The sequence below is a fragment of the Chitinophaga sp. 05T412 genome, from assembly GCF_056396465.1.
The window spans coordinates 38,519-54,564 of record NZ_JBFTLN010000007.1 but is presented as its reverse complement, the minus strand read 5'-3'; the positions used below and the strand labels follow the sequence as shown (position 1 = coordinate 54,564).

General features: G+C 48.3%; 11 protein-coding genes. 9 read left to right on the top strand and 2 right to left on the bottom strand.

What is annotated here, in order from left to right; translation table 11 throughout:
* Positions 1-27 precede the first annotated feature (27 nt).
* From AC1DFM_RS16720 to AC1DFM_RS16705, 4 genes are read left to right on the top strand one after another with little or no spacing between them, the layout of a single operon-like run.
* Positions 28-3,477 (top strand): TonB-dependent receptor, encoded by a 3,450-nt coding sequence (locus tag AC1DFM_RS16720; RefSeq protein ID WP_477077876.1) that lies wholly within the window; start codon positions 28-30, stop codon positions 3,475-3,477.
* 28 nt (positions 3,478-3,505) lie between these two features.
* Entirely contained in the window at positions 3,506-5,398 is a 1,893-nt protein-coding gene (locus AC1DFM_RS16715; RefSeq protein ID WP_477077875.1) for a RagB/SusD family nutrient uptake outer membrane protein, read from the top strand.
* A gap of 49 nt (positions 5,399-5,447) precedes the next feature.
* The gene (locus tag AC1DFM_RS16710) at positions 5,448-6,656 is read left to right on the top strand and encodes a DUF4959 domain-containing protein (protein ID WP_477077874.1); all 1,209 of its coding nucleotides are present in this window, start codon (positions 5,448-5,450) and stop codon (positions 6,654-6,656) included.
* A gap of 30 nt (positions 6,657-6,686) precedes the next feature.
* A complete protein-coding gene (locus AC1DFM_RS16705; protein ID WP_477077873.1) occupies positions 6,687-7,757 on the top strand; it encodes a DUF4998 domain-containing protein in 1,071 nt (356 codons plus the stop codon).
* 87 nt (positions 7,758-7,844) lie between these two features.
* Here the strand turns inward: AC1DFM_RS16705 and AC1DFM_RS16700 are convergent, their stop codons facing one another.
* Positions 7,845-8,591: a hypothetical protein gene (locus AC1DFM_RS16700; RefSeq protein ID WP_477077872.1), complete on the bottom strand. Its 747-nt coding sequence runs from the start codon at positions 8,589-8,591 to the stop codon at positions 7,845-7,847.
* Positions 8,592-8,778: 187 nt separating this feature from the next.
* Between AC1DFM_RS16700 and AC1DFM_RS16695 the strand changes: the two genes are divergently transcribed.
* Positions 8,779-9,597 carry an AraC family transcriptional regulator gene (locus tag AC1DFM_RS16695; protein WP_477077871.1) on the top strand — a complete coding sequence of 273 codons (819 nt, stop codon included), beginning with the start codon at positions 8,779-8,781 and terminating at the stop codon, positions 9,595-9,597.
* Between the two features lie 41 nt (positions 9,598-9,638).
* Positions 9,639-11,222 carry an FAD-dependent monooxygenase gene (locus AC1DFM_RS16690; protein WP_477077870.1) on the top strand — a complete coding sequence of 528 codons (1,584 nt, stop codon included), beginning with the start codon at positions 9,639-9,641 and terminating at the stop codon, positions 11,220-11,222.
* Here AC1DFM_RS16690 and AC1DFM_RS16685 read toward each other — a convergent pair.
* Entirely contained in the window at positions 11,219-12,142 is a 924-nt protein-coding gene (locus AC1DFM_RS16685; protein WP_477077869.1) for an AraC family transcriptional regulator, read from the bottom strand. The genes AC1DFM_RS16690 and AC1DFM_RS16685 overlap by 4 nt on opposite strands.
* 93 nt (positions 12,143-12,235) lie before the next feature.
* On the opposite strand from AC1DFM_RS16685, the gene AC1DFM_RS16680 reads away from it, so the two are divergent.
* The 3 genes from AC1DFM_RS16680 to AC1DFM_RS16670 all read left to right on the top strand — a co-directional run bounded on the left by AC1DFM_RS16680 (position 12,236) and on the right by AC1DFM_RS16670 (position 15,980).
* Positions 12,236-13,312 carry a Gfo/Idh/MocA family protein gene (locus AC1DFM_RS16680; RefSeq protein ID WP_477077868.1) on the top strand — a complete coding sequence of 359 codons (1,077 nt, stop codon included), beginning with the start codon at positions 12,236-12,238 and terminating at the stop codon, positions 13,310-13,312.
* An 81-nt stretch (positions 13,313-13,393) separates the two neighbouring features.
* Positions 13,394-15,139: a dihydroxy-acid dehydratase gene (ilvD, locus tag AC1DFM_RS16675; protein WP_477077867.1), complete on the top strand. Its 1,746-nt coding sequence runs from the start codon at positions 13,394-13,396 to the stop codon at positions 15,137-15,139.
* Positions 15,120-15,980 (top strand): amidohydrolase family protein, encoded by an 861-nt coding sequence (locus tag AC1DFM_RS16670; RefSeq protein WP_477077866.1) that lies wholly within the window; start codon positions 15,120-15,122, stop codon positions 15,978-15,980. The genes ilvD and AC1DFM_RS16670 overlap by 20 nt, the downstream gene beginning before the upstream one ends.
* The last annotated feature ends 66 nt before the right edge of the window (positions 15,981-16,046 follow it).

Genomic DNA, 16,046 nt, shown 5'->3' with positions numbered 1-16,046 from the left:
AAAATGAGTAGTTGAAAAAACGAATGTATGAATTTACGAGGACATTTCCTTGCCCACCCGCGTTGTAAAACAACCACTAAACTGTTGATGATGATGAAGTTTGCCACTTTCGGCCTGCTCTGTATTTGCATGCAGGCCAGCGCCACCGGGTACAGCCAGAGCATTACATTGTCAGAAAAAAATGTATCACTAAAGACGGTGCTGAAAGAAATCAACCGTCAAACAGGCTACCGCTTTTTCTATGAAGATGACCTGATCTCTAATGCCAGCGGCATCAGCATTGACATGCACAACGCGCCATTGCCGGATGCTTTAAAAGCCTGTTTTAAAGGATTGCCCTTAACCTGGTCCATCTCCAAAAACAGGATTATGATTGCGGGCACCACTACTATGGCAAGAGACTCACTGTTGGCGGCAGCGCCCTTAGCTATCGAAGTAACCGGTACGGTCGTGAGTGAAGATGGTACACCACTGCCCGGCGCCACGGTGAAATTGAAAGGTACCGCCAAAGGCGTAGCCACCGATGCTAACGGACACTTCTCCATTCAGGTACCCCGCACCGGTGTATTATTAATCGTGTCGTTTATTGGCTATGAACCACAGGAAGTAACTGTGCATGCCGCAGAACCACTGCTGATTGTGCTGAAACGCCTGGACGCTAAAGTGGACGAAGTAGTGGTGGTAGCACACGGAAAGCAAAAGAAAACAGAAGTAGTAGGTGCGGTAACTTCTATTAAACCTGCTGAACTGAAAATCCCCAGCAGTAATCTCACCAACGCGCTGGCAGGAAAGCTGGCAGGTATCATTGCCTACCAGCGGAGCGGCGAACCAGGATTCGACAACGCGGATTTTTTTGTAAGAGGAGTCACCACCTTCGGTTATCGTAAATCCCCGCTGATCCTGATCGATAATATAGAAGCATCTACTACGGATCTGGCACGTTTGCAGGTGGATGATATCGCCAGTTTTTCTATCATGAAAGATGCGACTGCCACGGCATTATATGGTTCCAAAGGTGCCAACGGCGTGATACTCATTACCACAAAAGAAGGGAAGGAAGGATCTGCGAATGTATCATTCCGGGCGGAAAATTCTTTGTCGCGTTCAACGAAGAATGTGCAACTGGCAGATCCGGTTACTTATATGGAACTGGCTAATGAAGCAGTGCTCACCCGGAATCCGCTGGGAGGATTACTGTATTCGAAAGATAAGATTGAGAATACCCGGAATGGTACAGATCCTGTCATATATCCGGCTACCGACTGGCAAAAAATGTTGCTGCGTAATTCCGCGCTCAATCAGCGTTATAACCTGTCGGTAAACGGTGGTGGGAAAATTGCCCGCTACTATGTATCCGGTGCTATGAATATGGATAATGGGATATTGAAGGTAGATAAGAAGAGCAACTTCAATAGCAATTCCAAACTGAAATCCTATTCTATCAGAAGTAATGTCAACGTCAATCTCACCCCGTCTACCGAAATGATTGTGCGTATATCCGGGAGCTTCGATGATTATTCCGGCCCCATCAGCGGGGGGCAGGATATTTATAATCAGATCATGCAATCCAATCCGGTACTGTTTCCGGCATACTATCAACCTACAGAAGAAACAAAGTACGTACGGCATATTATGTTCGGTAATGCAGCCGACGGTAAGTATAATAACCCGTATGCTGATCTGCAGAAGGGGTACAAACAGTTTAACCGCTCCGCCATCAATGCGCAGCTGGCGTTGAATCAAAAGCTGGCTTTTATCACAGAAGGGTTATCTGCCAGAGGCTTAATTAATATTCAGCGGAATGCCTACTTCTCTGTATCGCGGCAGTACAATCCATTCTATTACGTGGCTTACAACTACGATTATGTAACGAAAGGCTATTCACTGAATGCCATCAACCAGGAAGCAGGGCAATCGCAGGCGCCTGCCGGTACAGAGTACCTTAATTATTCAGAAGGTGATAAAACATTGTCGTCCGATTTTTACGGTGAATTAGCCGTAGACTATCGCAGAACATTTAACAAAGTACATGGCTTCAGTGGTACGCTGGTGGGCGTAGCAAAAAATAGTCTCACCGGCAACGCCGGCAGTCTGCAGAATTCCCTTCCTTTCAGAAATGTGGGACTGTCGGGAAGAGCTACCTATCTATACGACAACAGGTATGCAGCGGAATTTAACTTCGGATATAACGGGTCAGAACGATTTTACAAAACTCAGCGCTTCGGTTTCTTCCCCTCTGCAGGCGTAGCTTATACGGTATCTAATGAAAAATATTGGGAAAGCCTGCAACGTGTGGTGACCAAACTTAAATTAAGAGCCACCTACGGTCTGGTAGGTAATGACGCTATTGGCAGCCCGGACGACCGCTTTTTCTACCTGTCCAATGTAGACATGAACAGCAGCATCAGAGGAATGAGATTTGGTACCCTGAAAGATTACAGTCTTACAGGTATTAATATTTCCCGGTATGCCAACAATGATATCACCTGGGAAAAGGCGGCAAAAACCAATCTCGGATTTGAAGCGTCTTTCTTCGATCGCCTGAACCTGGAAGTAGATCTGTATAATGAAAAAAGATCCAATATCCTGATGCCTCGTACGTCCATCCCCACCACCATGGGACTATCTGCCGGCCTGAGTGCTAACGTCGGAAAAGCTGCTGCAAAAGGGATAGATGTAGCGATGGACTATTCTCATCAGATCAGCAATAAATGGTGGGCCAAGGCCATGGCGAATTTCACGTATGCTACCAGCCGCTTCGATGTGTACGAAGAACCTGCGTATCCCGAGAAGAATAAGTTGCACGTAGGACACTCGCTTACCCAGCAGTGGGGCTACGTTGCAGAGCGACTGTTTGTAGACGACCTGGACGCTAAAAATGCCCCCAAACAAAACTTCGGTATTTATGGGGGTGGAGATATTAAATACAGAGATATAAATGGAGATGGGAAAATCAGTGAGCTGGATATGGCGCCAATCGGTTTTCCGACGACACCGGAAATAGTGTATGGCTTTGGATTTTCGTCTGGTTATGATCGTTTCGACGTCAATGTTTTCTTTCAGGGACTGGCCCGCGAATCCTTCTGGATCGATGCCAAAGCAACTGCTCCCTTCATTGATGATCAACGCCAGCTCCTGAAAGTATGGGCAGATAATCACTGGAGTGAAGACAACCAAAATATTTATGCGCTATGGCCCAGGCTGAGTACCAGTATTATCGATAATAATAATCAAACCAGTACCTGGTTTATGAGAAATGGCGCCCTTCTGCGTATCAAATCTATAGAGATTGGTTACACACTGCCCACGCCTTTGATGAAAAGACTACGCCTTACCAACGCCAGATTTTACCTGAATGGCACCAACCTGTTCACCTTCAGCAAATTTAATCTGTGGGATGTGGAAATGGGAGGTAATGGCTTAGGCTATCCTATTCAACGGGTGTTTAATATCGGCGTTACCTGCTCATTTAAATAGCCACTCGCTCACCATGAAAAAAATAAGTATGAAAACGATAAAGATAATGTTACTGGGAATGCTCATTTCCTTTAGCCCTGCCTGTAATAAATTTCTCGATATCATTCCGGACAATGTGGCCACCCTGGACCAGGCCTTTCAGATGCGGGCCACGGCGAAGAAGTACCTGTTTACCTGCTATTCCTATCTGCCATTATTGGGTAGCCCCTCGGATAATTATACGTTCCTGGGATCGCGGGAAATTGCCACGCCTTATCCCGGTTCTCAGGCGCCCGGAATTCCGGAAGGAATTATGCAGCTGTGCTACGACTACCAGAACGTAGTAACCCCCATCGCGAATTACTGGGACGGAGAAAACGGTGGCATGGCCATGTTTACGGCGATGCGCACCTGTAATATTTTCCTGGAAAATATAGGTAAGGTCCCTGATATGACCGAGGTAGAAAGAAAGAGATGGATCGCTGAAGTAAAGGTATTAAAGGCCTACTATCATTTCCTGATGATGCGGATGTATGGTCCTTTTCCCATGATGAAAACAAATATTCCGGTTTCGGCAGATGTGGAAACAGTTAAAGTAAAGCGTGATCCGGTAGACGAAGTATCTGCCTATATCGCGCAGCTGGTAGACGAAGCCCTGCCGGATCTGCCACCTATGATCACGAATCAGCGGGAGGAGCTGGGACGTATTACCGCGCCCATTGCGCTGGCCATTAAAGCCTATGCATTGACGCTGGATGCCAGCCCGCTCTTTAATGGCAACGCAGATTACGCAGTGTTGAAAAACAAAGATGGGAAAGCCCTCGTGAATACGGCATTTGATAAATCAAAATGGCAAAAGGCCGCAGACGCCTGTAATGCAGCTATTGTATCCGCTAATAGCGCCGGATTCCAGCTGTATCAATTCGAAAAACCATTCGACCTTACGCAGATCAGTGATACCACGAAGAAATGTATGGACATCCGGGGAGCCATTACGGAAGACTGGAACCAGGAGTGTATATGGGGCTTTCCTCAGAGTACTACGTCAGAGTTGCAGCGTGAGTGCGCTCCCAGGAATGATGTGTACTCCTATACTTATGCCCTGTGGGCGGCGAACATGAATGCGTGTGAAATATTTTATACCGGCAATGGGGTGCCTATCGACGAGGACCTTCACTGGGATTACGGCAACAGATATACGAAGTTGGTCACTATTCCCGACGGGATGCGCAGTATTTTAAAACCGAATTATACTACCTCGGCGTTTAATGTAAACAGGGAATATCGCTTTTACGCAGATCTCGCCTTTGACGGATCTTCTTATTTTATCAAACAACGCCCCAATGAAGACAATCTGCTGTATATAAATACCATGTGGGGATCTTCTTCTGCCCAGTCATTGTCCAGGTATTCGTTTACCGGCTATTGGCCCAAAAAACTGGTGAGCTGGAAAACGTCGGGTGATAATGGTTCTTACACTGCAGATGCTTATACCTGGCCTGCTATCCGGTTAAGCGCGCTTTATCTCATGTACGCAGAAGCGCTCAATGAATCAGAAGGCCCATCTGCTAAGGTGTATCAATACATTGATGCCGTGCGTAGCAGGGCAGGTCTGGATGGGGTGGTGCAGTCCTGGGCAGCACATTCCCGCAATGCCACCAAGCCATCTTCCAGAGATGGGTTGCGTAGTATTATTCAGCAGGAAACCATGATAGAATTTATTTTCGAAGGAGAGAACTATTGGAATATGCGCAGGTGGAAGCGACTGGATTTAATGAACCGGCCGGTGACGGGTTGGAATGTTTCCCAAAGTACTCCCGCAGCATTTTACAGTGTGAGAGCTATTTATCAGCCGCACAATACTTACAAAGATTTCCTGGCGCCCATCAAGGAAGATAACCTTTACGTAAATCCCAACCTTGTGCAGAATCCGTTGTGGTAGCAGGATTAAGATAGTGCAGCCCACCTATTATCCATCAAATTTTAAAAGAATGAAAAAACAATTATTGCTGAATATACTGGCGTTAATAACTGTAGTCACTGCGGTAACGCTTTTCTCCTGTCAGAAACAAACAGGTACCAACCTGGAACCCATTTATAAGAGCAACAAGAAACCGCCTGTGGTCACCAATGTACGGGTGAATGACTTTCCCGGTGGCGCGCTAATTATGTATGATATCCCGGCTGATCCGGAAATACTCTATGTGCAGGCTGATTACATGATTAACCAGCAATCAAAACAGCAGGTAAAAGCATCCTATTATACCGATACGTTGAAAGTGCTGGGCTTTGAGAAATCAGGCCCCTATAAAGTAAGGTTGTACGCCGTTAGCAGAAGTGAAGTAAAGTCCGATCCTGTAGAGGTGACGGTAACCCCGCAAACACCGCCTTATCTGACGGTGAAGTCTTCCCTGGAAATCCTGGCAGATTTTGGCGGCGCCAACATCCGGTTCAGGAATGTTACAGGCGCTGATATTGCCGTGGTGGCGCTGGTAGATACGCTCGGGAAGCCGGAGAATGTATATGCTAACTACACAAAAGATACGGCCGGTAACTTCTCGCTCAGAGGGTTTTCTCCAAAGGAAAGAAAATTTGGCGCCTTTGTACGGGACAGATGGGGAAATGTATCCGACACGGTGTGGGCAAAGGTAACCTCCATGAATGAGCAGGAACTGGACCGCACAAAGATGAAGGCGCTGGTATTGCCGGGCGACCAGATAGCCTGCTGTGGCTCCGATTTTAACGTGCCACTGACCAACCCTTATAAGTCGGGCGACTGGGCCTTTTACGGGGGAACTGGCCCCAATGATTCAGTGCCTGCCCGGGTAACTGTCGATTTCGGCAAGCCGGTAGTATTGAGTCGTTTCAGATACTGGATGCGGCAAAATGGGGGCGCCGAATTCAGGAATGGTACGTTGCGCTTTTTTAAAGTATACGGGAGCATGAATCCTAATCCCAATGGAGCCCTCGATGGTTCATGGACACAAATAGGAGGGGTGTATGAACTGGTGAAACCATCCGGTCTTCCTTATGGTCAGCTGAATAGCGCAGATTATGAGGTAGTCAATAATGGATCGGAGTTTATATTTCCATTGCCGGCAGTGACCATGCGCTATTTCCGCCTGGTCATTGTGCAGAACTACTCCGGTGGCGCTGGATTGGAGATGGCATCCATCAAGTTTATGGGAGATTACAAGTAATGGTATCTGTTAGTACTTAAAAAGGTTATTATGAAGAATATTATTTACGCCCTGATCCTCACAACAGGATTACAGGCGTGTACAAAGATGGATCATGAATATGCTCCCTACCTGAGCAGTGGCGAAGCTTTTTACACCGGTGTTGCTACTAACCTGGAAGCGCATCCCGGCAGAGGCAGAATAGAATTGCAGTTTACCCGTTCGAAAGATCCGAATATCACCCGGTTTGTGATTTATTGGAATAACCGGAGCAGTCACCTGGAACTACCGGCAACGAATGAGGTGATACAAAAGGTAGTAGTACCTGGTCTTGCGGAGGGAGAGTATACTTTCGAGATAGTGGCATATGATAAAGCCGGTAATTCATCCACCCCTGGATCGGCCATTATCAGTGGCGTCAGCCTTGGGGCGGTGTATGAAAGTAACCTGCAGGTCAGAAATGTACAGATCTCCAATAGCCAGGCGGGCATCTTGCTGAATTTTTCCTCTGTAGATACGCTCTGCAGATATACTACTGTTGGTTATACCACCCAGCCGGGAACAACAGGATCGGTGAACTATACTGCTACAACTGCATTTACAGATACGCTGAAAAACGCGTCATCATCTCTGCTATCCATTCAGTTGAAAACAGCCTACATACCTGTCGCCGGTATTGACACGTTTTATGCACAACAAACGATGCCGGTCAACCTTGCCGTTGGAAGGTATACCTGTACCGGTCAAATGACGGACTATACAAATGCAGGACTGATGGGCGCATATCCCTGGAATGTAACACTCCGCATGGCGACCGCCACGCAACTGGAACTGGTCGATAATGATGAAACGAACGATGTATATCATAAGATCCTGAACGGTGGCAGTAATTCTTATTATGGATCGTTCGGTGTGGTATTTAATCTTGATAATAATTATCACGTGATCAGTGTGATCAACAAATACGGGCAGCCTGCATCCAATGGCAGATCAGCAGAATTGGATCTGTCGGGTGTAAATAAATTTGATCCGGCCAGCCGTATTTTAAAAGTGAAGTACTGGATGAATCAGCCCGGAAGTACACACCGGACTTCCTTTGATGAAACTTTTACCATGAAGTAAAGAACCTTTTTTATTTTTTTCGGGAGAAGTGTAGCGCCGGTGAATCAGCTGCTATATCAGGTAACAGCCTGATATAGCAGCTGATTCTTACTTCACCCTTTCATAAATGTACTGTTGTATCACCGCGTAATAAGAAAAGTATTCCCCCTTTTTTACATTCTCAATGACACTGGGATAATTAATAATCAGGTGGCCTTTTTCATCAATACCATACTGTGACACGCCGCCACCGGATTTAAATACTTTGTACATCATCAGTGACCGGTTGTTTTCAACTTTGTATTTCCCGGACATCATTTTTTTGAAGCTGGTTTTGCCGGCTTCTTTCACATACATTTTAATGCTGTTATCCGTGATGACCGCAAAGGCGTCATCCTGACTTTTATCGTCCAGGATCACATCCGGCAAACGGTAATAGGTTTCAGTAGGGAGATAGACAGAATCATTAAACCGGATGGAGCGGAACTTCAGCATGCGCCAGGTGCCTGCTAATTTACCCGGATCATTCACCATGGTGCTGGTATCCAGTTGTGCGTGAGGGATAATAGAATTGGGGGATAAGGTAGTAGTGACGCCTTTGTCCTGGAAGTTCAGGTACGACTGCGTTTTCTTCATCGCCGGCGTAATAAAGGATTGATAAGCGTCATAATCGTCATCCCATGCCTGAACAAATAGTCGGGGCCGGGCGATTTTATAATCGGGTGGAAATGCGTGGGTGGTATCCCTGGGTATTTTCGACAATGCTTCAAAATCGGCTTCTTGTGCATGTGCATCAGGAGCAACAGAAGCGGCCAGTAGCAAAGCAGGCAGCAATTTAAATAAATGATTAGCCATAGTCAGTACAGGTATTTTTCGTTGTTACCAATATACATGGTTTTTTGATGGCGGAGGTTCCAAATAGAGATAGATCCCGGGCTAAATGCAGAGAACCCCGTTCTTGTTGTGAAGGAATACGGTTTTAGGGAGCTGGCGAATGGCCCTGGGTAACTTTTCAAGTAGGTATAATTTCCTACCTTTAAGCATGTTGCATGAGGAATTTGAATCTCCGGAAGAACTACGTGATGCCATCAAATGTTTTTGGTATAACTGCCGCGAAGCAGAGGAACATCCATCACCTTACGAGGTGATGCCGGATGGTTATGCTGAAATTATTTTTCATTTCGGAGAACTATATAGCGTGGCGCCTGATGGCGAACGGCAACCATTGCCCTCACCGTTTATGGTAGGCCTGCTCAACCAGCCGGTTTTTTTCTACACGCCACATCGTTTGGAAATTATTGCCGTCAGGTGTTTTCCATGGACAGTGTTCGACTTGCTGGGACTATCTGCTGGTAAAGATAGTGTGCGGATATTTAACCATCCTGTGGCGGGGCTGCAGAGCGTCCTGCGCGAGCATGTACAGGCTGGCGACATCGCAGCAGCTATTAACGTAGTGAAACAATATTTCCTGGACGCAAGAGTACACGTGGCGCCCGACAGCATGCTGTTCAAGGCAGGTGTAGCCATGAGGAAGGCCAATGGTAATATCCCCGTTAGCGAGGTGGCCGCTGCGGCGCATGCCACGGTACGTACTTTGGAGCGCAACTTCAAACAATCTTCCGGACATACGGTAAAGGACGTAGCGGCGCTGATACGTTTTGAGCAGGCCAGAAATCAATTATGGCAACATCCGAATACCAATATCGCTGGCCTGGCGCACGACCTGGGCTACACCGATCAATCGCATCTGAGCCGGGAATTCAAGCGCTATAGCGGCACTACGCCCGCCGCATTCGCGCGAAATGTGAAGAAGGGCCAGCGGGTGGTGGCAAATAATTTTGTCGCGTTTATACAATCCTGATAGGTTAGTATTCGGGAATTTTGTGTCTCAATCATGCTTATATGAACGTAACACAAACCCAACAACCATCCATGCAAAACCCATTTACTCCCGATGTTATTATTTCCGGCGCCGGACCCGTAGGGCTTTTCCTGGCAGCTGAACTGGCGCAGGCCAATTGCTCCGTACTGATACTGGAGAAAGCCGCTGATCCTGTTTCCCCGTTAAAGCAACTGCCTTTCGGTATGCGCGGCCTTAATGCGCCCAGTATAGAAGCGTTGTATCGCCGTGGATTACTCGATGAACTGGAGATCCACAAACGCACGAAGTATCCGCACAGTCATTCCGTTAAAACACAGACTGCCCCACCTGTTGCTGGTCCCGGTGGCCATTTTGCCGGCATTCAGTTTCATATCGGGCAGGTAGATACTGCTCAGTGGAAATACCGTTTGCCGGAATCTACCGCCACCAATTTAATGTCTGAGATGATGGAGCTGGAAACGGTGCTGACCCGCCGTGCACTGGCCCTCGGTGTAGATATTCGCAGAGGCCTGGCCGTAACCGATATCCAACAAACTGCCGACGGTGTCACCGTGCAGGCAGGCGATCAAACCTTCACCGGCAAGTGGCTGGTAGGTTGTGATGGCGGTCGTAGTACGGTGCGCAAGAAAGGCGGTTTTGAATTCGCCGGTACGGAGCCTACCTTCACTGGTTACTCGGTAGCGCTGGATATTCCCGATGCAGAGAAGCTACGCCCCGGCCGTAATGTCACAGAAACGGGCATGTACCTGCTATCTCAGCCCGGCTACCTGGTCCTGCAGGATTTTGATGGCGGCGCTTTTCATCAGGCAGCCCAACCCATCACCCGTGAACATGTGCAGACTTTATTACGCCGCATTTCCAACACTGATGTTACCGTAACGGCGGTACACGTAGCTACCACGTGGACGGACCGGTCGCGACAAGCCACTGCTTACCGCAACGGCCGTATTTTACTGGCCGGCGATGCCGCGCATATCCATTCACCACTAGGTGGGCAAGGTCTCAACCTCGGTCTGGGAGATGCCATGAACCTGGGCTGGAAGCTCGCTGCCACTATTCATCAACACGCGCCCGAAAGTTTGCTCGATACATATTATACCGAACGACATCCGGTAGGAGCCCGGATATTGGACTGGTCCAGAGCACAGATCGCCATCATGCATCCCGATCCGGCTGCCCGCGCCCTATACGCCATTGTACGTGACCTCATGCATACCCGCGATGGCGCTACTTATATGGCCGGCAGGATATGGGGCATTTCCACGCATTATCCGATGGAGGTGCAACATCCACTGGCGGGTTACAGTGTGCCCAACTTTACCTTTGAAGATGGTACAGATATCGGTGAGCATCTGCGCGATGGCCGCGCCATACTACTCGACTTCGAAGTAAACGTCTCTCTGAAAAAACTAACTACCGCTTATGGCAACCAGGTCAGGTATATTTCCGGTGCTGTAAAAGACAGGTTAGGACTCAGTGCAGTGCTGATCCGCCCCGATGGCATTGTGGCCTGGGCCGCTGATGGTACTCCCGATAGTGATGAGTTGCAGCAGGTGATGGACCATTGGTTTGTTCAACCAACTACTCCGGTAAATGCTGACTAAGCATACCGCTGCGCCGGCGCAAACTCCTGCTTAAACGCCTGCGGGGTCTTCTTCTTAAACGTTTTAAACTGCCGGTTAAAATAGGAGATGTTATTATAGCCACTCATAAAACAGATCTCGGTAATACTCCGGTCATCTTCCTGCAATAATTTACAGGCATGACCAATCCGCAATTCATTCAGAAAGTAAGTGAAATTTTTACGGGTCCGTTTCTTAAAATACCGACAAAAAGCAGAAGGACTCATATTCACCGCCTGCGATACTTCGTAGGTAGAAACGGGGTCCGTAAAATGTTGCATCACAAATTCGTAAATGCGATTCATGCGTTCCGCATCTTTCACATTGATGCCGCTGGCGCCGCGACTGGACAACAAGTGATTATCACCCGCGCCTGCGGCCAGGTGTAACATCGACAATAAATGCAACAGGCGATCCATTCCCGTAGTATGCACCATTTGCTGCATTTTATCCGCCAACAACGTACGGGTGTTCCCGTGAATGCTGATACCCTGTACTGCTTTATCCAGCAGCTTGCGGATGGCAGCTGTTTCCGGCAGGTGGAAAAAAGCAGCACCCAGAAACTCCCGGTTAAATTGTATCACAATAGACTTTGCCTGCAAAGCCGGATCATTGGCATAGTAGGCCGCGCTGTTCCTGTACCAGTGCGGAAGATTGGTACCGAGTAGTACCAGGTCCCCAGGGGAAAAGTCTGCGATGCTGTCGCCCACAAAGCGGGTGCCATCTCCCTGTAATACCAATACCAACTCATATTCCGGATGAAAATGCCAGGGCGTATCGAAATACGGTGAGCAAAATACCTGCACCGCAAAGGAGGCATCTGTGGAAACGGGGACTTTTTGCAGAATAGCTTTCATAACGTTGGCGGTTTTAAATGCCGTGGTAGTACTAATATAATCCATTTACCCACTATTAATATTAAAATGATCAAAATAGTGCAGGTAATGTCCTTTAAAGTGTTGGTTTGATCCCTTAATTTGGAAGAAATTTGAATCATGGAAAAAGGGATCACCATTCATTATCAACCACAGTTACCGATACGTCCCAGGCCCATCGCTATTATCGGGGCAGGAGGCATTGTAGGAGGTGCACATTTGCCCGCCTATCAAAAAGCCGGCTGGCAGGTGATAGCCATTTGTGATCCCGTGATAGAAAAGGCGCAACAACTGGCCGATACTTTTCATATTCCACAGGTTTATGATAACGTGGCGCAACTGATAGCGCAGGCGCCAGACGATGTGATTTTTGATATCGCCGTTCCCGCATCGGTGTTGCCGGGTATTCTCGAACAGCTGCCACCACGTGCGGTGGTGCTTATGCAAAAGCCCATGGGAGAAGACATTGCAGGCGCTGATCGTATCCTGCAACTATGCCGTGAAAAAGAATTTACCGCCGCCGTGAATTTTCAGATGCGCTTTATTCCCGCCGTGATGGCGGCGAAAGACATCATTCATCAAGGTCTTATCGGTACCCTGCACGATATGGAAATACGGATGAACATTTATCATCCCTGGCATCTCTGGGAGTTTCTGTTCGGTATTCCCCGCATGGAAATGCTGTATCACAGCATCCACTACATGGATCTATTGCGTTACTTTTTCGGTGAACCGAAAAGCGTATATGCGAAAACGTTAAAGCATCCTAAAATGATGCAGCTGGCTTCTACACGCTCTGTGATTATGCTGGAATACGAGGAGGCCGTGAGGGCTTTCATTAACACCAATCACGGTCATGAATTTGGATTGAAGTACCAGGATTCTTTTATCAAATGGGAAGGTACCAAAGGCGCTATCAGAACTACGCTGGGACTCAATATCGACTATCCGCATGGGGTGCCGGATACATTTGAATACGTGTTGCTGGAAGAAAATAAAACGCCGGAGTGGCAATCCGTGCAACTGGAAGGCACCTGGATGCCCGATGCATTCGGTGCGTCAATGGCTAACCTGATGTGCTATGCGGAAGGATCGGCGCCGGTATTAATCAATCATGTCAACAGTGCCTATAAGACCATGCAGGTGGTGGAAGCAGCCTATGCTTCCAGTGATGCAGGCGGAACATTGGTTGGATAACAGCTACTTTATGGATGTCGTTACCACAGCTGTGTAAACAGCTGCAGGCATTCCTTTGCTTTCACTTTAAAAAAGGATCATATGAATCACCAGCTAAACAGGTATAGCCGGATACTTACGCAGAATGTCAGCCAGCCTTCTTCCCGTGCCATGTTACATGGCGCCGGACTCACGGCTGCGGATCTCGAAAAAGCCCAGGTAGGCATTGCCAGTGCAGGGTTTGAAGGCAACCCCTGCAACCTGCATTTGAATGAGTTGGCGGGCCTGGTAAAACAGGGTATCACGGAAGCCGGTTTGGTAGGACTCATTTTTAACACCATCGGGGTGAGTGATGCGTTGACGATGGGGACGGCGGGCATGCGCTTTTCACTGCCTTCCAGGGATATCATTGCCGATTCTATAGAAACAGTCGTGAGTGCGCAGTGGTATGATGGACTGGTAACGGTGATGGGATGCGATAAAAATATGCCAGGCGCCGTGATGGCCATGTGTCGCCTGAACCGCCCGTCTATACTGGTGTATGGCGGAACCATTGGATCTGGTATTTATAAAGACAGGAAAATCAATGTGCTTTCTACTTTAGAGGCCTATGGCGAACAGCTGGCTGGTAAATTATCGCCTGCTGATTTTGAAGGGATTGTGCAGAATGCTTGTCCCGGCGCAGGTGCCTGTGGTGGCATGTATACGGCCAATACCATGTCGGCCGCCATTGAAGCCATGGGGCTTTGTTTGCCTTACAGCGCTTCCAATCCCGCCCTCAGTACAGAAAAGAAACAGGAATGCCTGGCCGTGGGCGCTGCGCTGTATCGCTTGCTGGAACAGGATTTGAAACCACGGGATATTTTAACAAAAGCCTCTTTTGAAAATGCCATCCGGTTGGTGATGGTATTGGGAGGCTCTACCAACGCGGTATTGCACCTGATTGCGATTGCCCGTGCGGCAGAAATAGGGTTGGAATTATCAGACTTTCAACGTATCAGTGATGAAACACCTTTGCTGGCAGATTTGAAGCCCAGCGGGAAATACCTGATGGAAGATGTACATCAGGCAGGGGGTATTCCTGCTATTATGAAAACGTTATTGGAAGATGGATTACTCGACGGCAGCTGCCTGACTGTGACCGGCGCCACGTTGGCCGAAAACCTGGAAGATGTAGCACCGCTGGGGACTACGCAGGGCATCCTTTATCCCATGAGTCAGCCGCTGAAACCAAACGGTCATCTGCAGATATTATACGGAAACCTTGCTTCGCAGGGAGCGGTCGCTAAAATTACCGGTAAGGAGGGCGAAACATTTGAAGGCCCTGCCAAAGTTTTTGATGGGGAGTTTGCAGCTATTGCGGCGATAGAGCAGCAACAGGTGCCGGCAGGAGCGGTGGTAGTGATTCGTTATGAAGGGCCCAGGGGAGGCCCCGGTATGCCGGAGATGCTGAAAGTAACAGCGGCGCTGGTAGGGGCAGGACTGAGCAAAAGTGTGGCGGTGATTACCGATGGCCGTTTTTCCGGTGGTACACATGGGTTTGTCATTGGGCATATTACCCCGGAAGCCTATGATGGTGGCCTGATTGCACTGATACAAGATGGAGATATCATATCAATAGATGCCATCCTCAATGAGATCAATGTACAGTTGAGCGATGCCGTTATTTCACAACGGCGGGCGGTATGGCTACCGCCGGCGCTAAAGTACCGCAAAGGAATATTATATAAATATAGTTTAACCGTATCGTCGGCCGCAGATGGCTGTGTAACGGATGAAGGACCCTGGCTGCGTACACTGGAAGCCTGGCATGCAAAACAATCGTCCCATGATGCACGCGTTGACTGACATACCGGTGATAGATACCCATGTGCACCTGTGGGACCCGCAACAGCTGGAGTATCCATGGCTGCAGGAATTCCCGTATATCCACCGCCGTTATACGATGGAAGATTATCAACAGGCTACCACCGGTGTACCCGTTAGTGAGGTGGTATTTGTGCAGGCGGCTTGTCGCCCGGACCAATACCTGCAGGAAGTAGATTTTGTGATGCAGCAGGCGCAAACAGATAAGCGCATCCGCGGTATAGTAGCTTATGCGCCACTGGAACAAGGACGCGCTGTGCGCGATGCCTTTCAGCTGCTGGCGGCCAATCCATTAGTAAAAGGTATCAGGAGGATGTATGATGATGATCCCTCCCTATGCTGTAGCAGTGCTTACCTGGATGCGGTGCAGTGGTTGCCGGAATATGGCTGGTCGCTCGATATCAGCGCAAAGCCGGCATCATTGCCCGCTACCATAAAAATGATTGCCGCCTGTCCCGATACGGTTTTTATACTGGATCATCTGGGAAAGCCGGATATCAAAGGCAATGGACTGGAAGCATTCAAAAGAAATATCGACCAACTGGCTGCTTTCCCAAATGTGTACGCCAAATTATCCGGGCTGATCACAGAAGCAGATCCCGATCACTGGACACCAACAATATTAGCACCATATATCAACCATGCTATCAGCAGCTTCGGGTATGAACGACTGCTGTTTGGCAGCGACTGGCCGGTAGTCTTGCTGGCTGGTACGTATCATCAATGGCTGGACGCACTACTGACAGTGCTAACCAGCACGGGCACACGAAAAGAACTGACTGGCTTATTTTATGAAAATGCACTACGCATTTATCGGCTCTGAGTAAGGCATAAGCCTGTATTCCATGCATTACGCAATGCGCAACAACCACCAGTATTAATTACTATG